The organism is Paenarthrobacter sp. RAF54_2 (assembly GCF_052113945.1).
GTDB lineage: Bacteria > Actinomycetota > Actinomycetes > Actinomycetales > Micrococcaceae > Arthrobacter.
Genome location: NZ_JBFRDV010000021.1, coordinates 52,041 through 76,038, shown reverse-complemented (window position 1 = coordinate 76,038; position 23,998 = coordinate 52,041). Strand labels below are relative to the sequence as shown.

Sequence of the window (23,998 nt, the reverse complement as noted above, 5' to 3'; positions counted from 1 at the left end):
CGCAGCCGAATGCCTGGATCTAGCGGACGCCCTGCTGGGCGAACTTGAGGACATCGGCGGCGTTGGCCTTGTCCACGAGGGTCGGGCCGGTCAGCACAGGCTGGCCGCCGCCAATCTTGAAGCCACCGCGCTTTGCCTGCCACAGGGCATCAACTGACATGTAGCCCTGAAGCCATGGCTGCTGGTCAACGGTGAAGATCACTTGGCCGTCTACGATCTTCTGGGCGAGATCGGCATTGAGGTCGAAGCTGGCCACCTTGGCCGAACTGCCGGCGTCAGTAACTGACTTGAGCAGGGTGAGGGTGATGGGGGCACCGAGACCGATGATCACATCAGCATCTTTGGCCGCCTGGAGTTTCGCTGTGGCCGTTGACTGGACCGCAGTCATGTCCTTGCCATCAACGTAGAGGATTTCCGTTGCCGGGACCTTGGCCTTCACGCCGGCGCAGCGAGCTTCCAGGCCCACGTGGCCCTGCTGCTGAATAACGCAAACGGGGTGCTTGTATCCTTCTGCAGCGAGCCGCGTGCCAACCGCCTCGCCTGCGAGCTTTTCGTTGGATCCGAAGTGCGTGAAAGCGCCCAGCTGGCTGGACACGGATTCACCCGCGTTGAGGCTCACCACGGGGATACCTGCATCGGTTGCCTTCTTCAGCACATCCTTCAAGGCGTCCGGAGTTGCCAGGGTGACAGCAATGCCGTCCACCTTCTGGTCGATGGCCTGCTGAACAAGCTGCGCCTGGCGCCCGGCTTCGGGATCGCTGGTGTACAGGAGTTCTACGTTGTCCTTGCTTGATGCTTCCTCTGCGCCCTTGCGGACAATATCCCAGAAGGTGTCACCCGCCGCTGCGTGCGTAATGAGGGCCACCTTGATGCGTGCCGTGCTGGCTGCTTGTCCGGCAGCTGCACCTCCCCCGGAATCAGCCGGTTTGCCGCCCTGGCTCGAACAGGCGCTCAGGGCCACCAATGGAACCACTGCTGCGACGACCGCCGCTTTGCGCCACGAGAATTTTGCCACCGTTATCTCCTTTGATGTCAGCTTCGGACGTCCGGGGACTCGTGCCCGGATCGCCTGCTACCTCGATCATGGTGACTCGTCTCACACTTTGTCAATAGTTTGTCCTGACATTAGGATGTTTTTACGTAAGTTCCTCGAGTAGATGACGCCGCAGCGTGGGCGGAAGTCACTTCCTTGACCAGCACAGCCCGGCTGCTATTATCAGAAAAAGGCAGTATGTCCTATCAAGAGAACATGGGCGGACATACTCATCCATCCGGCCGGGATACTGCTTCCCCGGCCGGGCTTCCGCAGGCTAGGAGAATCCCGTGGCGAACCAACTCAGCCTCAGCATCGACCGTTCGTCCCCGGTGCCGCTCTATCACCAAGTGGTCCAGGGAATCGAAGCCGCCATCCACAGCGGCGTCCTGGAACCGGGCAGCAGGTTGGACAACGAAATCGACCTTGCAGCGCAGCTGAACCTGTCCCGCCCCACTATGCGAAAGGCCATGGACGAACTGGTCCGCTCCGGCCTCCTGGTCCGCAAACGCGGCGTTGGCACGCAGGTTGTTTCAAGCCAGGTCCGGCGGCCGCTGGAGCTCTCCAGCCTTTACGATGACCTGAGCAATAACGGCAAGAAACCCACCACGGATGTGCTCAGCTTCTCCCACGTGGAGGCCGACGCCGCCACCCTCACGGCACTTCAGCTGCCGCCCGGGTCAAAGGTCTACCACTTCACCCGCCTGCGCAAAGTTGGCGGCAAGCCCCTGGCGCTCATGGAGAACTGGGTGCGTGACGACATCACCAGCATGGATGAAGCCCAGCTCTCCAGCGAGGGACTGTATTCCATCCTTCGCCGCGGCGGCGTGAATTTCCGGTTGGCGTCCCAGCGTATCGGCGCCATGATCGCCAACGACTACCAGGCTCCGCTCCTCGAAGCCGAAGTAGGTTCGGCGCTTGTGACCATGGAGCGCACCGCGGTGGACGACACGGGACGCATGGTTGAAACGGGCCACCACGTCTACCGCGCCGATTCCTACAGCTTTGAAATGACACTCGTACAGCGCTAACGCAAGGACACATACTTATGGCCAACTGGGTCTACCCGCTGGGAACCGCCACTGACGGCAAGTGGGACATCTCGCTCGGCACTTCCGATTCCACTCTCGCGATCGACGGCTGGGCCCATACGGGACTGAAGGTTGCGACGCTCGTGCCTGGTGCCGCCGTCGAGCTTCCTGCCGCTGCGGAAGAACGCATTGTGGTTCCGTTGAGCGGCTCGTTTACCGTCACGGTCGACGACGGCGAGTACAGCCTCGCGGGCCGGCCTTCAGTTTTCCACGGGCCAAGTGACGTCCTGTACACAGGTATCAATAAGGCCGTCACCATCAGCTCGCACGACGGCGGCAGGGTGGCAGTCGCGACCGCACCGGCGAAGGCCGAGTACCCAATCCGCCTGATCACGGCAGCCGAGACCCCCGTAGAGCTGCGTGGGGCGGGCAACTGCTCCCGGCAGGTCCACAACTTCGGCACCCCGGCCGCGCTGGAAGCTGATCGCTTCATTGTTTGCGAGGTCATCACCCCTGCCGGCAATTGGTCCTCCTACCCTCCCCACAAGCACGATGAGGAGAAGGAACGCGAGACCAGCCTGGAGGAGATCTACTACTTCGAAACGCGCGTCGCTGAAGGTTCGCCCGCCCCGGAAAACTCAGACGCCGTCGGCTACGCCCGCGTCTACGCCTCCGATGACCGGCCCATCGATGTTTCGGCTGAGGTCCGCACCGGTGACGTAGTCCTGGTCCCCTACGGCTGGCATGGACCTGCCATGGCAGCTCCGGGTTATGACCTCTACTACCTGAACGTCATGGCAGGCCCCGGACGCGTGCGCGACTGGCTCATCAGCGATGACCCCCACCACGGCTGGATCCGCCAGACCTGGGACGGCCAGGACGTGGACCCAAGGCTCCCGTTCGGCGCCTAACCTTCCGACCTTTTGCAAAGCCAAGGCCCCCTGGATGATATCCAGGGGGCCTTAGCCGTACACAAGCTACCTATTTTGTTCCTGCGATGTAGTCGTTCATCGTCTTGAGCTGGTACCGGGAAACGTCCTCGGCATTCTCGTCCTCTGCGAACACCGAAGAGACCATGACGGTGTTCTCCTTGTCCAGGAACCCGATCTCCTTCAGGCCGCCGAAGAACTCGTCCCAGTTCACATCCCCGTCACCGATCTTGAGGTGCTGGTGGACGCGCACAGCGTTGCCCGGAGGGTTGGTGATGTACCGGAGGCCGTGTGAGGCGTGGTGGTTCATGGTGTCTGACACGTGCACCAGGCGGAGCTTGTCGCCGGCCGCACGCATAATCTCCAACGGCTTGTTGCCCATATGGAAAGAGTGCGAAGCCACGTAGACCATGCCGATGTTCGGGGAGTTCACGCCTCGGATCACGCGCAGCGCGGCCAGTCCGTCCTCCACAAAGTCGTCCGGATGGGGATCAATGAGCACATCGATGTCTTCGCGCTCGATGATCGGCAGGAGTTCCTCCATGGAGCGGTAGAACGCGCGTTCAGACTCCTCGGCCTTCTCCGGACGGCCACTGAACTCAGTGTTCATGGTCTGGACCCCGAGATCGACGGCGATCTGGATGGCCCGCTTCCAGTAGCGGACCGCAGCTTCCCGGGCGTCCTCATCGGGTCCAGACCACCGCAGGACGGGCAGGACCGAGGCGATTTCGACGCCGGCGTCCTTACACGCGGCCTTCAACTTGGCCACAAGCTCGTCATCAGCCTTGGGGTGGTTGAAGAACGGGATGAGGTCCGCATGCGGGGTCATCTGCAAGTACTTGTAGCCGAGATCAGCTGCCACGCGCGGGAACTCCAGCAGCGTATGGCTGTGGTGGAACGGAGTGGGATCAAGGGCGATCTTCATAACAGTCCCTTACTTGTAGAGATCCGGCTTGGTGTTCAACTGGACCTTGACCTTTTCGCCCGACTTCTGGGCCTCGACGCCGGCCTCGCAGCAGGCAGCGGTGGCATAACCGTCCCAGGCGGTGGGACCACCGATGTCGCCGCGAAGGGCGGCATCAACCCAAGCTTGTACCTCGACGTCGTACGCTGCTCCGAAGCGCTCCTCGAAGCCCGGAGTGACGCTGCCGCCCCACTTGCCAGCCGACTGGATGTAAGGGCCGCTGTCCCCGCCGATGCTCACAATGCCGTCCTCGAAGGACGCCTGAGTGGCCACCTGGTAGCCGAACTTGGCGTTGACGTAAATCTCGACGTCGGCCAACACGCCGGATTCAGTTTCAAGCAGCACATGCTGGGGGTCGTGCTGGCCATTCGGGGCGTTGCGCGTAGGCTTCCCCAGACGGACCTGCACCGACGTGATTTCTTCGCCGGTGAAGTAACGGATGGCATCGAACTCGTGGACCACGGAGTCGTTGATCAGCATCTCGTTGGTGAAGCCTTCAGGTGTGCTGGGGTTGCGGTGCTGGTGGTGCAACATCAACAGCTCCCCCAATTCACTGTTGCGGATGATCGAACCCAGTGCCGAGTACTCGGCATCAAAGCGGCGCATGAAACCCACCTGGATGCGCTTGTGGCCCAAAGCCAGCTCAGCCTGGACAACCTTCCACGCGCTCTCTGCATCCGGCGTGAGCGGCTTCTCACAGAGAATCGGGAAGTCCTTCTCCAACGCCTTGTACAGGATTTCCTCGTGCAGGAAGCCCGGCGTGGCGATCAGGACGGCGTTGACGTCACCATTGTTCAGCGCCTCATCGGCACTGGACAGCGCCACGGCGCCGTCGATTCCTTCAACGGCAGCCTGCGCACGGGCRAGGTCAACATCGACGACGGCGGCTACTTCAGCGCCGTGGATGCGGGTGCTGAGGCGCTTGATGTGGTCCGCACCCATGCGGCCTGCGCCGATGACGGCAACGCGGAGAATCTTTGTCACTTTTCTATCCTTCGTGAGGTTCGGTTTGTTACTGGACCGCGCTACTGGACCCGTGTGCGGGATCCGCAGGAGAGCAGATAGTTCCGGGTTCGCTTGGCGATGGGCATCGGCACATCGAACGCTACCGGGTACATGTCCTGCTCCACGATGCCAAAGATCGGCCGGTTGAGGCCCTCCACAGCTTCGATGACCGCGCGCAGGTCCGGGAGGCCGTTCGGCGGTTCGGTCATGACGCCGGCCAGGTTCGCCGCAGCCCAGGTCATGTTCTTCTCGTTGACCTCGGCCAGGATCTCGGGGTTGATCTGCTTGAGGTGCAGGTAGCCGATGCGGTCCGGGTAATTCTTGATGAGCTCCAGGCTGGAAGCGCCACAGTATTCCGCATGGCCCGTGTCCAAGCAAAGGTTCAGGTACTGGGGATCCGTTGCCGCCAAGAGGGTTTCGATGTCCTGCTGCGCGCCAACGTGGGAGTCAGCGTGGGAGTGGAACTGCTGGTGCAGACCAAAGTCCTCCAACAGGACCTTGCCCATCCGGTTGTGGCCCGCGAAGAGATCAGCCCACTGTTCGTCGGTCAGTTCGCCATTCTCTACGGCCTCGCCCGTGACGTCGTCCCGCCACATCGCGGGGATAACCACAATGTGTTCGCCACCCATGGCCGCAGTCAGTTCGGCCACCTTGCGTGCCGGCTCCCAGGCTTCGTCGTACTGCTTGGCACCCCGGTGGAATGCCGTGAACACCGTTCCGGCAGTGACCTTGAGGTCGCGCTGCTTGAGCTCTTCCGCCAAGCGGGTGGGGTCGTTCGGCAGGTAGCCGTAGGGACCCAGTTCAATCCATTTGTAGCCGGATTCAGCAACCTCATCCAGGAACCGTTCCCACGGAGTCTGCTGGGGGTCATCGGCAAACCACACGCCCCAGGAGTCGGGGGCGGTGCCGATGATGAGCTTGTTCTCGACGTCAGTCATGACAGCAGTGTCTTTCTTCGGGATGGGTCAGTTGGAGGGGAAGTTGTAGGAGGCGCCGGAGGCGTGGGTGGGTTCTGGCCAGCGGGAGGTGATGACTTTGCCGCGGGTGTAGAAGGAGACGCCTTCGGGGCCGTAGATGTGTTTGTCGCCGAAGAGGGAGTTCTTCCAGCCGCCGAAGGAGTGGTAGGCCACGGGGACGGGTAGGGGCACGTTGATGCCGACCATGCCCACGGTCACGGAGCGCTGGAATTTGCGGGCGGCGGCGCCGGAGGAGGTGAAGATTGCGGTTCCGTTGCCGTAGGGGTTGGCGTTGATCAGCCGGATGCCTTCCTCGAGGTCGGCGACGCGGACCACCACCAGCACGGGGCCGAAGATTTCCTCGGTGTACGCAGTCATTTCGGTGCTGACGTGATCGATCACGGTGGGTCCGACCCAGAAGCCTTCTTCGTGGCCCGGGACGACGAGGTCCCGGCCGTCGACGACCATGGCTGCGCCGGCGGTTTCGGCTTCGGTGACGATCTTCAGGATGCGTTCCTTCGAGGCCGGGGTGATGACCGGGCCCATGTCGGCGTCGGGTTCGGTGCCGTTGCTGACCTTGATGGCCAAGGCGCGTTCTTCGACTTTCTTCACGATCAGGTCTGCTGCGTCTCCGACGGCGACCGCGACGGAGATCGCCATGCAGCGTTCCCCGGCGGAGCCGAAAGCGGCGGCGGCGAGGTGGTCTGCGGCGTTGTCCAGGTCCGCGTCTGGCAACACGATGGCGTGGTTCTTCGCCCCGCCCAGGGCCTGGACCCGTTTGCCGTGCTTCGTGGCGGTTTCGTGGACGTACTGCGCGATCGGGGTGGAACCAACAAAGCTGATGCCGTCCACGTCCGGGTGGGTCAGGAGCCCGTCGACGGTTTCCTTCCCGCCGTGGAGGACCTGGAACACCCCATCCGGCAGCCCGGCCTGCTTCCACAACTTGGCGAGGAGCATCGGGGCGGACGGGTCACGCTCGGAGGGTTTGAGGATGAACGCGTTGCCCGTGGCGATCGCCATCGGCGCCATCCACAACGGCACCATGACGGGGAAGTTGAACGGGGTGATACCTGCAACCACGCCCAGGGGTTCGCGGAAGGAGAACACGTCGATGCCGGTGGAGACCTGGTCCGAGTAGTCGCCCTTGAGCAACTGTGGGATGCCGCAGGCGAATTCGATGACTTCCAGGCCCCGGCCGATCTCGCCCTTCGCATCCGAGAGGACCTTGCCGTGCTCGGCCGTGATCAGCTCGGCGAGATCGTCCACGTGCGCGGCGACCAGTTCACGGAACTTGAACAACACGCCGGTGCGTTTGGCCAGGGAAATATCGCCCCAGGACTCGGCAGCGTTCTTCGCCGCAGCGACCGCGGTGTTCAGGTCAGCCTCGTTGGCCAGGCGCAGTTCGGCGCTGACCTGCCCTGTCGCGGGGTTATACACGGGCTGGGTGCGGTCGCCGTCGCCTGCGGTTTCGGCGCCGTTGATGAAGTGGTTAATGGTGGTCAGTGTGGTCGTCGTTGACATGCGGACTTCCTTTGGTCTGTGGCTTTGAAAGCTGTGGCTTTAGAGGCGGGGGCTGTGTGTTGGGAATCAGCCGAGCAGTTTGCGCTGGCGGTTCTTGTGCTCGGTGTACGTCGTGTAGGCCTGCTGGGTGGATTCGAGCTCGGAGATCTGGGAGACGGGAACGTCCCACCAGGATTCGGAGCTGGGGGCGTCCAGCAGAGGATCGGACTCGACGTGGATGACGATCGGGCCGGTTTCGGGGGCTGCCTTGGCTTCTTTGATGGCCGAGCCAAGGGCTTGGATGACGTTCTCGCCTGGTTCGATCCGGATGACCTTGGCGCCGAGGGACTCGGCGTTGGTGGCCAGATCGATCGGCAGGTGCTCACCGGCGTCGAAACTGTGCTGTTCCTTGTCCAGGACCCGGTACTGTGTCCCGAAACGCTGGGAACCGAGCGACTCGGACAGCGAACCGATGGAAGCGTAGCCGTGGTTCTGGATCAGGACCACGATCAGTTTGATGCGTTCGGCGACGGCGGTGACCAGTTCGGTGTGCATCATCAGGTAGGAACCGTCCCCCACCATCACCACGACATCCCTGTTGGGACCGCCGGCAGCGGCTTCGGCCAGTGCTGCGCGCTTCACGCCCAGCCCGCCAGGGATTTCGTAGCCCATGCAGGAGTACGCGTATTCCACGTGGTAGCCGAACGGGTCCCGGACGCGCCACATTTTGTGCAGGTCCCCGGGCAGGGAACCCGCCGCGCAGATGACGACGTCCTGGTCATCCATGGCTTTGTTCGTGGCGCCGATGATCTCGTTCTGGGCCGGCAAAGGTGTGTAGCGGGTCTCGAAGGCTTCGTCCACGATCGCGTTCCAGCGTTTCTTCTCCGCCGCGACCTTTTCTTCAAGGTCGGCACCTACACGGTAGCCGCCCAGTGCCTGGTTCAGTTTGACCAGGGCCTTGCGGGCGTCAGCGACGACCGGAATGGTGGTCCCGTGCTTGTAGGCATCGATCGGGGCGACGTTGATGTTCACGAACTTCACGTCCGGGTTCTGGAACGCGGTGCGGGAGGCGGTGGTGAAGTCTTCGTAGCGCGTGCCGATCCCGATGACCAGGTCCGCTTCGGCAGCGATGGCGTTGGCCGCCGTCGTGCCCGTGGACCCGATCGCACCCAGGGAGTGCTTGTGGTCCCAGGGCAGAACCCCGACTCCGGCCTGCGTGTTCCCCACGGGAATGCCGGTCAGTTCGGCGAACTTGGCGAGTTCCTCGTTGGCGTAGGCGTAGAGCACGCCGCCGCCAGCGATGATCAGGGGGCGCTTCGCGGCACGGATGGCCTCGACGGCGCGGCGAATGTCATCGTCCTCAGCCTCGGGACGGCGAATCCGCCAGTCACGCTCGGCCAGGAATTCTTCCGGGACGTCGAGGGCTTCGGCTTGGACGTCCTGCGGCAGGGAAATGGTTACGGCACCGGTCTCGGCCGGATCCGTCAGGACACGCAGGCCGTGGTGGAAGGCCGAGAACAACTGCTCCGGGCGGGACACCCGGTCAAAGAACTTGGACAAAGGACGGAAAGCATCATTGACCGTGATGTCGTAGGCGTACGGCAACTCCAACTGCTGCAACACCGGGTCCGCTGCCCTTGTGGCAAAAGTGTCGCTGGGCAGCAGCAGGACCGGCAAACGGTTGGTCGTGGCCAAGGCGGCACCCGTCAGCAGGTTCGAGGAACCCGGTCCGATCGAGGTGCTGATCGCGAACGTCTGGCGCCGGCGCGTGTGCCGGGCGTAGCCCACGGCTTGGTGGGCCTGGGCCTGCTCATTGCGGCCCTGGTAGTACGGCATGATGGACGGGTCCAGGGCCTGGTACTGCTTCAAAGCCTGACCAACGCCGGCAACGTTGCCGTGCCCGAAGATACCGAACATGCCCGGGATCAGGCGCTCGCGATAGTCCACCCCGTTGATGGAATCCACTGTGTACTGCTTGGAGAGGAACTCGACCACGGCCTGGGCCACGGTCATCCGACGGGTTACTGTTCCTGTTGAGGTCCGCATGGCGGGGCTACTCCGATACTTTCACTGGAATACGGTCAGACGAGGTGGGCTCCCCCGCAGCTGGCGCGGGGCCGGTCGCGGGCCCGGTCGCAGGTGCAGTGCTGTTCAGCAGCGAGGCGGCCGTCGCTACGGCACCTGCCACATCGCCGTCGTGCGGGTAGAGCAGCGTCCGGCCCACCGTGAGGCCGCGGACGCCCGGCAGCGCGAGGGCAGCCTGCCAACTGGCGAAGACCTCGTCCTGGGAGCCATCAGGGTCACCACCCAACAGCACCGTGGGAAGCGTGGTGGAGGCCATGACGCGTTCCATGTCTGCCACCACTGGAAGTTTCATCCAGGTGTAGGCACTGGTGGAACCCAGGCCCTCGGCGATCCCGACGGACTTGATCACGGCGTCCGCGCGAAGATCGTTGCGGACCTTGCCATGGGCGTCCCGCACCGACAGGAACGGCTCCACCATGGCGATGAGCTTGCGTTCGGCCAACGAATCGATGGCCTTGGCGGTCGCTTCCAGCGTGGCCACCGTGTCCGGGTCACCCAGGCAGATCCGCGTGAGCATCTTGCCGCCATCTGCGCCCAGTGCCTGCAACGCGGCGGCTGTGTGGCCGGTGAACCGGTCATCGAACTCGTTGACCAGACCAGCCAGGCCACCGCGGTTCATCGAGCCGAAGACGAGTTTGCCGTCCAACGCACCCAGCAGCAGGAGGTCGTCCATGATGTCCGGTGAGGCGAGGATGCCATCCACGGCCGGGTTCGCGAGGGCGATCTGCAACCGGTCCAGCAGGTCCCGGCGATCGGCCATCGCCATCGGCTCCGCCCCGACTGACAAGGCGCCACGCGCCGGGTGGTCCGCCGCAACAATGAAATTCTGCACACCGTGCTTCAAGCCCGGATGGCGACGCCGGGTGGCGGCCGCGCGCGCGACGGCCTCCGGGTCCTCAAGCCGGATGCGGCTCAAATGCTCATACCGGCGGGGGTCATCGTTCAAGCTCAACGGACTGCTCCTTCTGCGAACGTGGGTGCTGCCGGGGCAGGGGCCACAACAGGGGAAGCTCCCGGGATCCGCCGGCCGCGTTCGGCCAGCAGCGAGGTGACCTCATCCGGCGTCGGCATCGCATCCGCGCAGGAAACCCGCGAAGCGACGATCGCGCCGGACGCATTGGCGTAATCCAGGACCTCGGACAACGGCCAGCCGGACAGCAGCCCGTGGCAGAAAGCCCCGCCGAAGGAATCGCCCGCGCCCAGGCCGTTGACGGTTTCCACCGGCACAGGGGCCGAGACAACACGCTCAGTGCGGGTCTTGGCCATGACGCCTTCCGGGCCGAGCTTCACCACGGCGATCTCGACGCCGGCGGCCAGCAGGCGGTCTGCCTGTTCGTCCGGCGTCCCCTCCCCTACCGCAACGGCGCATTCCTTGTCGTTGCCGATCGCGACCGTAACGTGCGGGAGGATCTTGGCAACCTCCGCGCGGGCTTCCTCTTCCGAATCCCAAAACATCGGCCGGTAATCCAGGTCCAGGATGGTGAACTGGCCTTCCTTCAAACCAGTCCGGGGCCGGGCTTCGTGGGCGGCGAGGTGAGCGCTGCGGCTCGGTTCCTGGCAAAGGCCGGTCACCGTGGACCAGAAAATGCCCGCGTCCGTGATAGCGTCCAGATCCAACTCTTCGGCCTTGATCTGCAGGTCCGGCGCCGTGGGGAACCGTCCGTAGAAGTACAGCGGGAAATCTTCCGGCGGCTTGATCGCACAGAAAGTCACCGCCGTCGGGTACTCCTTCACTGGGGAGACGAACGAATCATCAACATTGAACTTGCGCAGTTCCCGGTGCAGGTACTTTCCGAACGCGTCATCGCCCGTGCGGGTAATGACACCGGTCCGGCGTCCGTGGCGTGCAGCGGCGACGGCCACGTTGGAGGGCGAGCCTCCCAAATATTTGCCGAAGGACGTTACGTCCTCCAGGTCCACCCCAATATCGTTCGGGTAGATATCAACGCTGATGCGCCCGATCGTAAGCAGTTCGTGGGTCACGATGATCGTTGACCTTTCTCTTGTGAACTCTGAACCTTTGAGCGCTGGGCCCCAATGCCTTGCCACCCCTCAGTGAGCGGGGCCACATGACTACTTTGCCCCAGATTTCATGTCCTGTCAAAGGTTTGTACTGACATATTTACAACATGACACGGACTGCATCTACTTGCGTGGGACGGCCAATTCTCCGGTGACATATTGACTGCGCCCGAAGCCGAAAGACCAGTCGCCGGGCGAGTTCTCCATGTAGCCAATGAAGACATCCTCGCCCTTGACGCCAAGCTCGCTAAGCCCTCCGGCGATGGCCTCGAAGAGCGAACTCTTGGCCATCTGGGTTCGTCCGGCCTGCGTGAAGATCTGGATCATGATCACGCCAAGGCTCCGCTCAAAGCCCAACCCGGCATCCTGGGCCACTATCTGCGCCTCCGGATGTTCGGTGAGGATATGGAAGTAGTCACGCTCAGGGATTTCATACTCAGAGACGATTGCATCGTGGATGGCCCGGCTGATAGCGGCCAATTCCTCCGCCGACCGGCCCTGATTGACGTCGATTCTTACCAGTGGCATCTTGTGCGCTCCTTCGAAGTAGTTTGTCCTGACATACTAACAAACAAAGGGCATGAAGGTACAGGGGCTCCGCGTTAAAGCACGACGGCGACCCCGCACCTTCCGTGTGGAAAGGGCGGGGCCGCCGTCGTGCTTTAAAGAGCAACGCGGGGTCACTTTGAGCCCATTCCACGTTCAGGAATGGGCCATAAGTGACCCCGCGTTGCTTTAGGAACTAGAGCGTTGCGAAAACCTCGCGCAGCAGCTTAGCGGTTTCGGACGGCGTCTTGCCGACCTTCACGCCTGCAGCTTCGAGAGCTTCCTTTTTGGCCTGTGCGGTACCTGCGGAGCCGGAGACGATGGCGCCGGCGTGGCCCATGGTCTTGCCCTCAGGAGCGGTGAAGCCTGCAACGTAGCCAACAACCGGCTTAGTGACGTTGGCCTTGATGAAGTCAGCAGCGCGCTCTTCGGCATCGCCACCGATTTCGCCGATCATGACGATCGCCTTGGTCTCCGGGTCAGCCTCAAACGCAGCCAGGGCGTCGATGTGCGTGGTGCCGATGATGGGGTCGCCACCAATACCGATGGCGGTGGAGAAGCCGAGGTCGCGGAGTTCGTACATCATCTGGTAGGTCAAGGTACCGGACTTGGACACCAGGCCGATGGGGCCCTTGCCCGTGATGTTCGCCGGGGTGATGCCAACCAGGGCTTCGCCCGGGGTGATGATGCCGGGGCAGTTCGGCCCGATGATGCGGGTGACCTGGTTGCCGTCGGCGTCAACCTTGGACTGGGCGAGTGCCCAGAATTCGGCGGAGTCCTGAACCGGAACGCCTTCAGTGATGACTACAACGAGGCCGATGCCGGCTTCGATGGCTTCAACGACTGCATCCTTGGTGAATGCCGGCGGAACGAAGACGATGGAGACGTCTGCGCCGGTTTCAGCGATGGCTTCCTTGACGGTGCCAAAGACGGTGATTTCCTTGTCGCCGTGCAGGACCGTGGTGCCGGCCTTGCGGGCGTTGACGCCGCCAACAATGTTGGTGCCGGCCTTGAGCATCAGTGCGGTGTGCTTGGTGCCTTCGCCGCCGGTGATGCCCTGAACGATGACCTTGGAGTCTTTGTTGAGGTAGATAGACATTGTCGCGTCCCTTTACTTAGCTGCGTTGGCGAGCTCGGCGGCCTTGTCGGCGCCCTCGTCCATGGTGGCGGCCAGAGTAACCAGCGGGTGGTTGGCCTCGGTCAGGATGCGGCGGCCTTCCTCGACGTTGTTGCCATCGAGGCGAACGACCAGCGGCTTGTTCGCAGCGGATCCGAGCTCAGCAAGTGCACCCACGATGCCCTTTGCCACAGCGTCACAAGCGGTGATGCCACCGAAGACGTTCACGAACACGCTCTTGACCTGGGAGTCGCCCAGGATGACGTCCAGGCCGTTCGCCATGACCTCGGCGGATGCTCCACCACCGATGTCCAGGAAGTTGGCAGGCTTGACGTTGCCGTGGTTTTCGCCAGCGTATGCAACGACGTCCAGGGTGGACATCACAAGACCGGCGCCGTTGCCGATGATGCCTACTTCGCCGTCCAGCTTGACGTAGTTGAGGTCCTGCGCCTTTGCCTTGGCCTCGAGCGGGTCAGCTGACTCCTTGTCCTCGAGCAGTGCGTGGTGCACGTGGCGGAAGTCGGCGTTTTCGTCGAGGGTAACCTTGCCGTCGAGGGCAATGATGTCGCCTGCGCCGGTGCGGACCAACGGGTTGACCTCAACCAGGGTTGCGTCTTCCTTCTTGAAAACGTCCCAGAGCTTCAGAATGACGTCGGCCACTTTGCCGCGCAGTTCTTCAGCGAAGCCTGCAGCTGCGACGATCTCGTCAGCCTTGGCCTGGTCAATGCCCACAGCGGGGTCGATGGCGATCTTGGCCAGGGCCTCGGGACGCTCAACAGCCAGCTGCTCAATTTCCATTCCGCCTTCAACCGAGCACATGGCCAGGTAGTTGCGGTTTGCGCGGTCCAGGAGGACCGAGAAGTAGAATTCCTCGGCGATGTCCGCACCCTGGGCGATCATCACCTTGTTGACGGTGTGGCCCTTGATGTCCATGCCCAGGATGTTGGTGGAGTGCTCAAGCGCCTCTTCGGCGGTCTTGGCAACCTTGACGCCGCCAGCCTTGCCGCGGCCACCAACCTTAACCTGTGCCTTTACGACAGTAACGCCGCCGATCTTCTCGGCAGCTGCCTTTGCTTCTTCAGGAGTGTGCGCCACGATGCCGGCGAGCACGGGTACACCGTGCGCTTCGAACATATCGCGCGCCTGATATTCAAACAGGTCCACGGTTTAGTGTCCTTCTACGTCGAAGTAGTTTTCTGTTCAGCCGGGAACCGCGATGACCGCGATAGCCAGCTGCGGAAAGTACGCGGTAAACAACCGGGATTGAAGCCGGTCACATTGCGTAAGGTCCTCTCGGAACTTTAGCCCTTTGAGGAGTCCCGCCAGCTACACACTACCTGTTAAGTGAGTAACCTTACACTTCTATCGGCTGTAGAAAACCCGCAGAATGACGCGGTTTTTTGGCCGCTCATCGTCTGTTCGACGGCGATCACGACGCCGGTTTCAGGTTCCCGCGGACCGTTTTGCCGCCGTCGGAAATCAGCTGGTAGCCCTCCCGGCTAACAAAGAACGCCACGCCACCGGAGACATTTCCGCAGGCTACGCCGTCGTTATAGGCCGAGCACCGCAGGCCGTTGCGCTCGATGTTCTGCCCGTCGGCCAGCTCGCGCAGCTTGGAAATGGGGCCGCTCCGGCTACCTTTGGGCCCGAACTCTGACTCCATTTGTGTTACGCCGGAACGACACGAGCCATAGACGGCCTTATCCGGAGAAAGGAGAACCGTGCCGCCAAGGTAGCCCAGGCCTGTGCCGGCGCAGTCGTCGGAGATGTCATCGATCTCCGGTTTGGCATACTTCGCCAATTCGCAGTGCACCACGGGCACCACGGCGAACTTATTATTGGCCGCATCAGAATACGAGTTCGCCTCGTACGGCACGTTGAGGTGCCCGCCCTTGGAAGACGTCATGGCGCACACGATGTTGCGGTCCGGCGTCACAAACGCGGTGACGCCCTCGCCTGCAGCCAGGGCGGTCTGCTCGGTAACGGGGACCTGCTTGAGCTGTTCCAGCGGAGGCAACGGCGCCGGCGGAACGTAATCAGGGTCCTTGGTGGCGAAGGAGCAGCCCGTGGCCAATACCATCAGCAAGGCGGCAAGAATCCCCAATACAGTCCGTCGCATGGCACTAATTATGCCGGTGACCTCAAACCGGACTGCTTCGCCGCCGACGCAAGCTGTTCAGGACGATCAGCGCAGCGCCCACAACCAGCAGGCCCACGGCGGCCCCCAGAGTGGTTTTCAGGCTTCCGGACTGCAGTCCGGTTACGGCGAGTTCAGCGCCCGACGTCGACGCCACCGCTCCTGCCGGAGTCACCGCGGCCGGAGGTGCTGGAGCTGCTGGAGCCTCCACTGCCGCCGGTGGACTTACCGCGGGCGGCTGCTCGACGACCGGAGGCCGCGTTTCGAGTACAGTCACGGTTGTCCAGAAAATGCGCTGCGTCAGCTGGTCCGCGTCGCGGACCCACACGGCAATCCGGAAAGAGCCAACGCGTGTGGGTATCCCAGTGAGGAAACCGTTCGCATCCACAGTCAGGCCCTCTGGAGAGGGATCACTCGAGCTCAATCCGCCGGCAAAGTACCTCCGCGTGGAATAGCCGTAAACATAAGGTGCTACTCCCCCGGTAGCTTGTGCAATCCTGGCCGCATACGGCTCACCCAACACGGCCGGCGGAACGTCAAAACCAGTGGTTTGCATTCCCAAGGCATGGACGATGATTCTGGATGTCTTGTCCGAGAAGCCGAAACGGTCCTGGATATGGAGAGTAAATCCATAGGTACCCGGAGTGGTTGGCACTCCGGAAACCGATGACTCGCGAAGTTCCAGGCCCGGGGGAAGTTGCCCGGAAACTATTGAGATCGAGGTGTTCGCACGGTCCAACCCGTAATAGTCGAGGAACTCTTGGTAGTACCACCCCACCACACCGTCGTCGAACGTGCCCATACCCGGCAGCAGCTCTCCGTCCGACACGTAAACGCTCGGCGGATAGTAGCTTTTGATGTCGATGTATATCTGTTCGGTCAGGGTTTGCCGGGGATCCGAGGAGTCCGAAACAGTGACCGTCAGAGATGGGCTGTACAGCTCAGTAGGAGTACCGCTGAAGCTCAGGGTCACCGGGTCAAAAACCAAACCTGCTGGGATATCCGTCGCCGTAGCGGTATATGGGCCGGTCCCGCCGGTAACCTGCAACTCAGCCTCAAACGGTTTGCCCACGAACGCGCGGTCCTCGCTGAGCCTTACCGACAGCGGGGCTGCCGCCTCAACGGCGACTTTTTCGACGGCGGGTGGTTGGGTTTCGGTAGGGCTCGCAGTTGGTGTCGGGCTGGGCGTGTTTGTCGCGCTGGCGCTGGGACTGGCACTGGGCGAGGGACTCGCACTGGCGGTGGGACTCGCGCTGGGCGTGGCGGCCGGGTTTGGAGTGGGGACGCTACTCGGAGCGGGCAGATCAGCAGCAGTTCCCGGCTCTGCGCCCTGCAGGGCGAGGCCCCCGGCGAAGCCGCCAACGAGGAGCACAGCAAGCGAGAACCTCAGAGATTTACCGGCATAACCATGCCGCCCAGCCATTGCGCCCACGCGCGTCCTCCCCCACAGGAATGCAACATTTGTTGGCGCTGCAAGGTAGGCAAAACAATCGACGCCGGCCCCAGTGCAACGCCCCGTCAGTCTAGGGGTGGCCTGAACTTATGGCAACAAACCCGGCGGGACGTCAACGAGGAGGCGGCCTTGCCTGCAGTTGAGCCTCGGTCAGGCATCCAGTTTGGTCAGGGGCGCGTACCGCAACAGCAGACGCTTCTCACCGACGTCGAACTTCACCTTGGCGACGGTCTTGTCACCCGAGCCCTCGACCCCCAGCACAACGCCGTTGCCGAAGCTTGTGTGGTTGACCTTGTCCCCCACCACCACTGAAATGACTTCCTTTTGTGGCTGCACCCTGTTGCGTGCGACGGCAGCCGGGACGTCGGCGTCGAAACCTGCGGTTGGGCTGGCGGCAACGCCGCGGGACGTGCCTGCTCCCCAGAAAGAGCCGCCGTAGCGGTTGGAGCCGATTGGAGCATTTCCCCAACCACTACCTGCCGCTTGCCGGCTCATGCCTTCACGTTTCCAGTCCACCAGCTCGGAGGGTATCTCTTCCAGGAACTGGCTGGCGGGGTTGTACTGGCTTTGGCCCCACATGCTGCGGACCTCGGAGCGCGTGACATAGAGCCGTTTGCGTGCACGGGTAAGTCCCACGTAGGCCAGGCGGCGTTCTTCGGCCAGTTCCTTGGGGTCCGTGGCCGAGCGCTGATGCGGGAAGATACCGTGTTCCATGCCGGTGAGGAAAACCACCGGGAACTCCAGGCCCTTGGCGGTGTGCAATGTCATGAGCGTGACAACGCCCATGCGCTTGGCTTCGGCCACCGCGGCGTCAATGTCTCCGCCGGGAGCATCAGGAATTTGATCAGCGTCAGCCACCAGGGAAACCTGCTCCAGGAACTCGCCCAGCGAACCGTCCGGGTTGTCGCGTTCATACTCACGGACTACGGCCACCAATTCGGCGAGGTTTTCCACGCGGGACTCGTCCTGAGGATCGTTGCTGGCGCGCAGACCCTCGAGATATCCGGTCTGCTCAAGCACGGCCTCCAGGGCAGCGGAAGCACCGGATCCGGAAGCCACTTCAGCGAGGTCATCCAGCAGCTTCACAAAGCCGAGGACTGCGTTCACAGAACGCGTTGCCATCCCTGGCGCCTGGTCAGCACGGCGGGCCGCGGTCATGAAGGACGTCCGCTCACGTTCAGCCAAGGCAGCGACTGCACCCTCTGCACGGTCGCCGATCCCCCGCTTTGGTTCGTTCAGGACACGGCGGAGGTTGACGTCGTCGTCGGGGTTTACCAGGACGCGCAGGTACGCCAGGGCGTCTTTGATTTCCTTGCGTTCATAGAACCGAGTGCCGCCCACCACTTTGTACGGCAGGCCCACCCGCACCAGCACGTCTTCAATGGACCGTGACTGGGCGTTGGTGCGATAGAAAATGGCGACGTCGCCGGGACGCAGCCCTTCCTCGTCCTGAAGCCGGTCGATTTCCTTGGCGATGAACTGGGCTTCGTCGTGCTCGTTTTCTCCTACGTAGCCGACGATCTTCTCGCCATCGCCCTCTGCCGTCCACAGCCGCTTTTCCTGGCGGTTGGGGTTGCGGGAAATCACGGAGTTGGCAGCGGTGAGGATGTTCTGCGTGGAACGGTAGTTTTGCTCAAGCTTGATGGTGCGCGCATTGGGGTAATCGGCTTCAAACTCCACGATGTTGCGGATGTCCGCGCCACGGAAAGCGTAGATGGACTGATCGGAGTCTCCGACCACCGTGAGTTCGCTGGGCTCGACGTCGGTATCAGTGCCAAGGCCAACGATTTCCCTGACCAGCGCGTACTGGGCGTGGTTGGTGTCCTGGTACTCGTCCACCAGCACGTGCCGGAACCGGCGCCGGTAGGACTCCGCGAGCGCGGGGAACGCCCGGAACATGTAGACGGTCTCCGCGATGAGGTCATCGAAGTCCATGGCATTGGCTTGGCGCAAGCGCTGCGTGTAGCCCTTGAAGACCTCTGCCACGGCTTGTTCGAAGGGGTCGTTGTGGTTTGCCGAGGAGACGTAGGAGTCGGCGTCGATTAGCTCGTTCTTGAGTGCGGAAATCTTGTGCTGGATGGCCTTGGGCGGGAACTTCTTGGGGTCCAGATCCAGATTCTTGGACACAAGGGTGATCAGTCGCAGGGAATCCGCGGAGTCATAGATGGAGAAGTTCGAGTTCAGGCCAACATTGGCAGCCTCGCGGCGAAGGATGCGCACACAGGAGGAGTGGAACGTGGAGATCCACATGCTCTTGGCCCGGCCACCCACCAAGGCCTCGATACGCTCGCGCATCTCCGCGGCGGCCTTGTTGGTAAACGTGATGGCCAGGATTTCGCCGTGGTGGGCACGCTTGGTGGCAATGAGGTAGGCGATCCGGTTACTCAGCACGCGGGTCTTGCCTGAGCCTGCACCCGCAACGATCAGCAACGGGCTGCCGGCGTGCTTCACAGCTTCTTCCTGCTGGGGGTTCAGGCCCTGGAGGAGGGCGTCGGCGGACGGAAGCCTTCCAGTCCCTTGGTTGCCCCAACCACCGGGAGCAGGAGCGTCGTTTGTTCCACTGCTGGACCCACCACTGCCCTCACCGAAGCGGGCGCGGGAAGCGCCGCCGCCCGCGTGCGAGAGCTCCGGGGCAGCCTTGATTGCGGCTTTGGAGCCTGCGTTGAAGGGGCCGTCTGCGTAGGGGTCGAACAACATATCCATGGTGACTACCAGTCTAGGCGGTGCCTCTGACACTCAAGGGCCACCCCAAAGAGAGCACGGCCCCGGCGATCAAGAACTACGCAAACTGCGGTACAGAGGTGAGGGCCCCGCTCAGCTCGCGGACCGCCGTCGGGCCTCCTGCGATGAACCAGTTAAGACCGTTGACCTGCACGACGGCGGTGTCCCCACCCGCAGCGCGGACGATCGCCTTGCCGGGGAGCCAATCCCACTCAGGGCAGCTGTGCTGGAACCAGCAGCCGAGCTCGCCATCAGCCACGCGGCCGAGGTCGCATGAGCCTGAACCGAACATGCGCAGCGATGCGGCGGAGACAGCTGCGGCATGCCAGGGCATGGCAGTGCGGGGGTCCGCCAACCAGGTGGGGTGGATGTAGGTTGCTGCACAGATTTGGCCAACAGGGAGGTCTCCGGAACCTGAAATAGGTTCGCCGTTCAGGCTTGCCGGATGCTCGTCCCCGCCGAGCCACAGCTTGTCCAGTTCGGGCTGATAGATGGCCCCGAGCAGCACGTCAGGGTCCGCAACTGGATTGACTCGGTGATCTGAGGGGTCTGAACCGTCGCGTTTGAGGGCAATGGCCGAGCACCAGTAAGTGGAGCCGTGCAGGAAGTTGTATGTTCCATCCACCGGATCGATCACCCAGGTCCGGCCACTCGTCCCGGCAACAGAGGTGCCTTCTTCGCCAAGGATGCCATCTTCGGGGCGGCAGCGTTGCAACTGTTCCAGGACATACGCCTCGGCCGCATGATCGGCTGCCGTGACGACGTCGGACACTGACGTCTTGCGCGTGCCCTGCAGTCCGCCCATCCGCATGAGCAGCGCCAGTTGGCCTGCCTCGCGGACCAGTGCGCTGGCCAATTGGTAGTCATCAAGTGATGGATCGAGTTCAGTTGCGGTGTGCCTGCCGGTGGTCATGGTCCCAGCTTATGTGGCGGGATAATGAATGACATGGCCAAGACACCAGCGCAGCGCATCAAGAAGCACGGAGCCAAGGCGGTGGTCCCGGATCACACCCTCCCACCCGTGATCAATCCCACCACGCGGCGGACCCCAGAGAAGGCGCAGAGCAATTCCAAGCTCATTGTGATTGCAGGCGTAGTGGCCAGCCTGTTCCTGTTTTGGTACCTGCACTTGCTGACGCTGAACCAGATGACGCAGCTTTCAGGCGGCCTGGCAATGCCGGATTCGCTGATTGGTGGGTTCTCACAGGACTACGTCGCCCAGCTTCGCGCCGCGATGGACGAAGCCGCGCGCGGTCAGTTGAATTACGTCCATAAGACTGCCGGCACGCTCTTTCCGCTGATCTTCGGTTTCAGTTGGCTCCTGCTGATCGGCATCAACGTTGCACGCAAATCGTGGCGCTGGGCAATGTGGGCCGCTACCTTGCTTTTTGCTGTGGCTCACTTGTGGTCCAACGTCGCCATTGATTCCATGCTGGCTGCGGAAACGCCCGACGCCGGTTCGGTTGCCCTGGCTTCCGCCGTCACCATTGCGTCGTGGGTGCTGTTCCTTATCAGCCTGCTGTGCGGCGTGGCGGCGGTGTTCCTCGGACGGAAGAACGCGAAACAGCCCTGACAGCTTTCCGTTCCCTTGTGACGCGGTGAGCCACTACCAGCCCTACTAAGGACAACCCCAGGATGATCGGATACGCCATAGTGCGCTCGATGGCCCCCGGTTCCTCGACGCGCAGCTGCACGGCAAGGACGTAGATGGTTGCTCCCAGAGAAACAACCCCGAACAACAGCACTATCCACGACATCTGCGTATGACCCCGCCAGACGAGACCCAGTATCACCAAGGACAGCGGTCCTGCGATGAAGTACAGTCCCGCACCCGTCAGATGCAGGGCGAGGTCGGTGTCTTCGGGGATCAGGCCAACCATTGCCTGGCCTATGCCCGCCACGAGGATCAGCACCCTGACGGCCCCGGCTGCAAGCCAGGGAAAGGCGTCGGGTGACGCGACGCTTGATGCCATCCTTGGCCGGATGACCCGCACGCCCGGCTCAGCCGCCACAGAAAGGACAGCGGAGCTCAACAGCACCGCCCCGAGCACCATGGCAACTCCCTGAAGCACAAACGAAGCATTCATGAGCCAATTAAGCGGCGAGCACACCTCGTAACCGTTGAACGGACCGCAGTGGGCAGCGCCCAGATCACTGATGACGTGGGCACGCCGGTCATAACCTGGATTGCCTTGCCAGACAGCCATCGCAGTGGCTTCCACCACGAAATAGTGGATGAGGGTGATCGCGGCCCAACCCCCAATCAGCTCGCGCCGGCTGGCGAGGTCAGGCAGAAGTCCCCGGTCGCCGCCGCGCGGACCAGCCGCCGTCGTCATAGCGTCAGAATAGTCCCGCAGCCCGGCAGGCGCACCCGTTCAGTGATGCGGACCGCTGACTTCGGATGGGCAAGGCTGTACGAAGCGGGCGCAATAAAAACGATAGTGTTATACCAGTGGGCCAACCGCCCACCCCTTCGTTAAAACAATTGACCCGCCGGCAAGCGGGTCATTGTTAGGCGCAGGGCGCCTATGTTGTGCGATCAAGGGACTAATCCTTGGTGCCCACACATCAAGACTAGGCCCCCGAGCGGATTTTCCGCTCCTGCTGCCCCCATGCCTGAATCACCGCAGGGCCTTCGCCGCCTTTCGTACCGCGTGCACGCGCTGGGCGACGACCAGGCCGGCAGTTGCCAAGCCAATGGTGACGGGGTAGCCCATCAGCCGTTCCAGTGTTCCGGGCTGCGGCACGTCCATTCCCGTGATCCCGCCAACGATGAGCGCCCCGATACAGAGGGAGCCGCAGGCAGCTATGAACCAGCTCATCGGCGTCTGCCGGAACCAAAGGATGCCCAGCAGAAGCAAGGCGAAGCCGCCGCCGATGAAGAACATCAGCGCGCCGGCAAAATGCCATGGGGAGCCGACGTCTTCGGGCACCAGTCCAACAATGACCGTCCCGAGGCCGGAAACACCTGTCAGTATGCGAATGGCCACAGCCATGATCCATGGCTTGGCCAGGACCCGGGTCCGGGGCTCGTCATCGGCTGTGGCGGTGTGGAAACGCTGGGCATGCAAACCCGGACGCGCTGCCACGCACAAAAGCCCTGCGGTCAGGAACACCGCGCCAAGGATCAATGCCAGGCCCTGGACAACAAAAGAGGCGTTCATCAGCACATGTAAAGGCGAGCACACTGCCCGGTCCTCGTAGACGCCGCACGATACTGCGCCGAGGTCGCTGATGAACCCGGTGGCCCTGCTGTAGGGTTGCGGACCGGCCCAAACCTCGATGACAGCAGACTCTGCGACGAAATACTGGACCACGCTCAACTGGGCCCAGCCGCCGATGTTTGCCCGCGTGGCGCGAACGTCCGGAAGGAACGTGCCGGTGCTTTCCCGTGCTGTCGCATGCCCTCTCATGACCGCCAGCCTAGCCGTGTTCGGGCACTGGCCCGGCAGCTTGTATGCTTGTAGTCGTGTCCGGCCATGGAGCTCCGTAACGGTACTCCGGGCCATGGACACGCAGGCCCTCGTAGCTCAGTGGATAGAGCACGGCTCTCCTAAAGCCGGTGTCGTTGGTTCGATTCCAATCGAGGGCACTTGAACCACCAGCAGCCCATCCAGGACTTGCGTGCCTATTTGGCTGGCACGTGGAATGTGGAGCGGACTCTGTTGGACCGGGCCTCCGGCACCCGCGGAACCTTTACCGGCGTCGTGCGTTACACGGAAGAGCCCGACGGCGGCCTTCACTACCGCGAAGATGGAACCATGCACTGGCCCACGCACACAGGCCCGGCGTTCCGCGAATATCTCCTCAAACCTGGCCCTGAAGCGGATTCCATGGACGTTTTCTTCCCCGATGGCCGGCCATTCCATGTGATGAGTTTTGCGGAGCAAGCCAACCAGGACAAACACTGGTGCGATCCCGACGACTACTACGTGAACTACACCTGGGAAGGCCAGGACGCGTTCCGTTTCACGTGGGATGTCCGCGGTCCGGCCAAGGATCTGCTGCTGGAATCGCACTTGGTCCGAATGAACGCCTTGTCCGAATCAACAATGGGAGGCAAGCGTGAGCGTTACTGATGTGATCGTGGTCAGCGCCGTGTGCGTTTACAACAAGGAGGGCCAGCTCCTGACCGTCCGCAAGCGCGGCACGGACAAATTCATGCATCCCGGTGGCAAGCCCGAAGCCGGTGAAACCGCGGCAGAAGCTGCAGCCCGGGAATTGCTCGAGGAAGTGGGCATCGAGGTTGCCCCCGAAGACCTCGAACCCCTGGGCGCTTGGCTCGCAGTGGCCGCCAACGAGGCCGCGACCAACATCGAAGCCACGGTCTTCACCGCTCCTGGGACCTGGGAAGCGCACCCTTCGGCCGAGATCGCCGAGATCCGTTGGCTGGACCTCACAGCACCTTTACCCGGGGACCTCGCACCGCTCCTGACGGATCACGTGCTGCCTTTGCTCACCCCGCCCAAGTAGCTGGCATTAGTGGTTGTTCTGAGGGC

Annotated in this window: 22 protein-coding genes and 1 tRNA gene; 6 read left to right on the top strand and 17 right to left on the bottom strand. The window is 62.5% G+C overall.

Annotated features, from left to right (window positions below):
• Positions 1-19: 19 nt before the first annotated feature.
• Positions 20-1,015, bottom strand: a complete 996-nt coding sequence (locus AB4Y87_RS19720; protein ID WP_431118628.1) for a substrate-binding domain-containing protein — start codon at positions 1,013-1,015, stop codon at positions 20-22.
• A 308-nt stretch (positions 1,016-1,323) separates the two neighbouring features.
• On the opposite strand from AB4Y87_RS19720, the gene AB4Y87_RS19715 reads away from it, so the two are divergent.
• Both AB4Y87_RS19715 and iolB read left to right on the top strand, forming a co-directional pair.
• Positions 1,324-2,064: a GntR family transcriptional regulator gene (locus AB4Y87_RS19715; protein ID WP_442005968.1), complete on the top strand. Its 741-nt coding sequence runs from the start codon at positions 1,324-1,326 to the stop codon at positions 2,062-2,064.
• 17 nt (positions 2,065-2,081) lie between these two features.
• On the top strand, positions 2,082-2,975 hold the full coding sequence (gene iolB, locus AB4Y87_RS19710) for a 5-deoxy-glucuronate isomerase (protein ID WP_442005967.1): 894 nt from the start codon (positions 2,082-2,084) through the stop codon (positions 2,973-2,975).
• 70 nt (positions 2,976-3,045) lie between these two features.
• On the opposite strand, the gene AB4Y87_RS19705 is transcribed toward iolB, so the two are convergent.
• The 14 genes from AB4Y87_RS19705 to AB4Y87_RS19640 form a co-directional block, all read right to left on the bottom strand.
• Complete coding sequence (locus AB4Y87_RS19705; protein ID WP_442005966.1) at positions 3,046-3,918, bottom strand: sugar phosphate isomerase/epimerase family protein; 873 nt, start codon at positions 3,916-3,918, stop codon at positions 3,046-3,048.
• Between the two features lie 9 nt (positions 3,919-3,927).
• On the bottom strand, positions 3,928-4,941 hold the full coding sequence (locus tag AB4Y87_RS19700) for a Gfo/Idh/MocA family protein (RefSeq protein WP_442005965.1): 1,014 nt from the start codon (positions 4,939-4,941) through the stop codon (positions 3,928-3,930).
• A 41-nt stretch (positions 4,942-4,982) separates the two neighbouring features.
• Positions 4,983-5,900, bottom strand: a complete 918-nt coding sequence (locus AB4Y87_RS19695) for a sugar phosphate isomerase/epimerase family protein (protein WP_216926073.1) — start codon at positions 5,898-5,900, stop codon at positions 4,983-4,985.
• A 27-nt stretch (positions 5,901-5,927) separates the two neighbouring features.
• Positions 5,928-7,439, bottom strand: a complete 1,512-nt coding sequence (locus AB4Y87_RS19690; protein WP_442005964.1) for a CoA-acylating methylmalonate-semialdehyde dehydrogenase — start codon at positions 7,437-7,439, stop codon at positions 5,928-5,930.
• 66 nt (positions 7,440-7,505) lie between these two features.
• A complete protein-coding gene (iolD, locus tag AB4Y87_RS19685) occupies positions 7,506-9,431 on the bottom strand; it encodes a 3D-(3,5/4)-trihydroxycyclohexane-1,2-dione acylhydrolase (decyclizing) (protein WP_442005976.1) in 1,926 nt (641 codons plus the stop codon).
• Between the two features lie 40 nt (positions 9,432-9,471).
• Positions 9,472-10,455 (bottom strand): Cgl0159 family (beta/alpha)8-fold protein, encoded by a 984-nt coding sequence (locus AB4Y87_RS19680; protein WP_442005963.1) that lies wholly within the window; start codon positions 10,453-10,455, stop codon positions 9,472-9,474.
• Positions 10,452-11,486 (bottom strand): 5-dehydro-2-deoxygluconokinase, encoded by a 1,035-nt coding sequence (iolC, locus tag AB4Y87_RS19675; RefSeq protein ID WP_442005962.1) that lies wholly within the window; start codon positions 11,484-11,486, stop codon positions 10,452-10,454. The genes AB4Y87_RS19680 and iolC overlap by 4 nt, the downstream gene beginning before the upstream one ends.
• Positions 11,487-11,648: 162 nt before the next feature.
• Positions 11,649-12,053 carry a tautomerase family protein gene (locus AB4Y87_RS19670; protein ID WP_442005961.1) on the bottom strand — a complete coding sequence of 135 codons (405 nt, stop codon included), beginning with the start codon at positions 12,051-12,053 and terminating at the stop codon, positions 11,649-11,651.
• A 214-nt stretch (positions 12,054-12,267) separates the two neighbouring features.
• Positions 12,268-13,170: a succinate--CoA ligase subunit alpha gene (gene sucD, locus AB4Y87_RS19665; RefSeq protein WP_442005960.1), complete on the bottom strand. Its 903-nt coding sequence runs from the start codon at positions 13,168-13,170 to the stop codon at positions 12,268-12,270.
• A gap of 12 nt (positions 13,171-13,182) precedes the next feature.
• Entirely contained in the window at positions 13,183-14,352 is a 1,170-nt protein-coding gene (sucC, locus tag AB4Y87_RS19660) for an ADP-forming succinate--CoA ligase subunit beta (protein WP_224093741.1), read from the bottom strand.
• A 265-nt stretch (positions 14,353-14,617) separates the two neighbouring features.
• On the bottom strand, positions 14,618-15,307 hold the full coding sequence (locus AB4Y87_RS19655) for a hypothetical protein (RefSeq protein WP_442005959.1): 690 nt from the start codon (positions 15,305-15,307) through the stop codon (positions 14,618-14,620).
• A 22-nt stretch (positions 15,308-15,329) separates the two neighbouring features.
• Positions 15,330-16,748 (bottom strand): putative Ig domain-containing protein, encoded by a 1,419-nt coding sequence (locus AB4Y87_RS19650; protein ID WP_442005975.1) that lies wholly within the window; start codon positions 16,746-16,748, stop codon positions 15,330-15,332.
• Between the two features lie 180 nt (positions 16,749-16,928).
• Positions 16,929-19,481 (bottom strand): DNA helicase PcrA, encoded by a 2,553-nt coding sequence (gene pcrA, locus AB4Y87_RS19645; RefSeq protein WP_442005958.1) that lies wholly within the window; start codon positions 19,479-19,481, stop codon positions 16,929-16,931.
• A gap of 76 nt (positions 19,482-19,557) precedes the next feature.
• A complete protein-coding gene (locus AB4Y87_RS19640; protein ID WP_442005957.1) occupies positions 19,558-20,412 on the bottom strand; it encodes an inositol monophosphatase family protein in 855 nt (284 codons plus the stop codon).
• A gap of 33 nt (positions 20,413-20,445) precedes the next feature.
• On the opposite strand from AB4Y87_RS19640, the gene AB4Y87_RS19635 reads away from it, so the two are divergent.
• On the top strand, positions 20,446-21,072 hold the full coding sequence (locus AB4Y87_RS19635) for a hypothetical protein (protein WP_442005956.1): 627 nt from the start codon (positions 20,446-20,448) through the stop codon (positions 21,070-21,072).
• Here the strand turns inward: AB4Y87_RS19635 and AB4Y87_RS19630 are convergent.
• A complete protein-coding gene (locus AB4Y87_RS19630; RefSeq protein WP_442005955.1) occupies positions 21,011-21,835 on the bottom strand; it encodes a hypothetical protein in 825 nt (274 codons plus the stop codon). The genes AB4Y87_RS19635 and AB4Y87_RS19630 overlap by 62 nt on opposite strands.
• 285 nt (positions 21,836-22,120) lie before the next feature.
• Positions 22,121-22,912 carry a hypothetical protein gene (locus tag AB4Y87_RS19625; RefSeq protein WP_442005954.1) on the bottom strand — a complete coding sequence of 264 codons (792 nt, stop codon included), beginning with the start codon at positions 22,910-22,912 and terminating at the stop codon, positions 22,121-22,123.
• A 106-nt stretch (positions 22,913-23,018) separates the two neighbouring features.
• Between AB4Y87_RS19625 and AB4Y87_RS19620 the strand changes: the two genes are divergently transcribed.
• The 3 genes from AB4Y87_RS19620 (at position 23,019) to AB4Y87_RS19610 (ending at position 23,972) form a co-directional block, all read left to right on the top strand.
• Positions 23,019-23,091 (top strand) — tRNA-Arg (locus AB4Y87_RS19620).
• Between the two features lies 1 nt (position 23,092).
• Positions 23,093-23,578, top strand: a complete 486-nt coding sequence (locus AB4Y87_RS19615) for a DUF6314 family protein (protein WP_442005953.1) — start codon at positions 23,093-23,095, stop codon at positions 23,576-23,578.
• A complete protein-coding gene (locus AB4Y87_RS19610) occupies positions 23,565-23,972 on the top strand; it encodes an NUDIX hydrolase (RefSeq protein ID WP_442005952.1) in 408 nt (135 codons plus the stop codon). The genes AB4Y87_RS19615 and AB4Y87_RS19610 overlap by 14 nt, the downstream gene beginning before the upstream one ends.
• Positions 23,973-23,998 lie beyond the last annotated feature (26 nt).

Coding starts and splice junctions, on each gene's coding strand:
- iolB (WP_442005967.1), top strand. CDS start 2,082: ATGGCCAACTGGGTCTACCCGCTGGGAACCGCCACTGACGGCAAGTGG.
- AB4Y87_RS19705 (WP_442005966.1), bottom strand. CDS start 3,918: ATGAAGATCGCCCTTGATCCCACTCCGTTCCACCACAGCCATACGCTG.
- AB4Y87_RS19695 (WP_216926073.1), bottom strand. CDS start 5,900: ATGACTGACGTCGAGAACAAGCTCATCATCGGCACCGCCCCCGACTCC.
- AB4Y87_RS19690 (WP_442005964.1), bottom strand. CDS start 7,439: ATGTCAACGACGACCACACTGACCACCATTAACCACTTCATCAACGGC.
- iolD (WP_442005976.1), bottom strand. CDS start 9,431: ATGACCGTGGCCCAGGCCGTGGTCGAGTTCCTCTCCAAGCAGTACACA.
- AB4Y87_RS19670 (WP_442005961.1), bottom strand. CDS start 12,053: ATGCCACTGGTAAGAATCGACGTCAATCAGGGCCGGTCGGCGGAGGAA.
- sucD (WP_442005960.1), bottom strand. CDS start 13,170: ATGTCTATCTACCTCAACAAAGACTCCAAGGTCATCGTTCAGGGCATC.
- AB4Y87_RS19655 (WP_442005959.1), bottom strand. CDS start 15,307: ATGCGACGGACTGTATTGGGGATTCTTGCCGCCTTGCTGATGGTATTG.
- AB4Y87_RS19650 (WP_442005975.1), bottom strand. CDS start 16,748: ATGGCTGGGCGGCATGGTTATGCCGGTAAATCTCTGAGGTTCTCGCTT.
- pcrA (WP_442005958.1), bottom strand. CDS start 19,481: ATGGATATGTTGTTCGACCCCTACGCAGACGGCCCCTTCAACGCAGGC.
- AB4Y87_RS19640 (WP_442005957.1), bottom strand. CDS start 20,412: ATGACCACCGGCAGGCACACCGCAACTGAACTCGATCCATCACTTGAT.
- AB4Y87_RS19635 (WP_442005956.1), top strand. CDS start 20,446: ATGGCCAAGACACCAGCGCAGCGCATCAAGAAGCACGGAGCCAAGGCG.
- AB4Y87_RS19630 (WP_442005955.1), bottom strand. CDS start 21,835: ATGACGACGGCGGCTGGTCCGCGCGGCGGCGACCGGGGACTTCTGCCT.
- AB4Y87_RS19625 (WP_442005954.1), bottom strand. CDS start 22,912: ATGAGAGGGCATGCGACAGCACGGGAAAGCACCGGCACGTTCCTTCCG.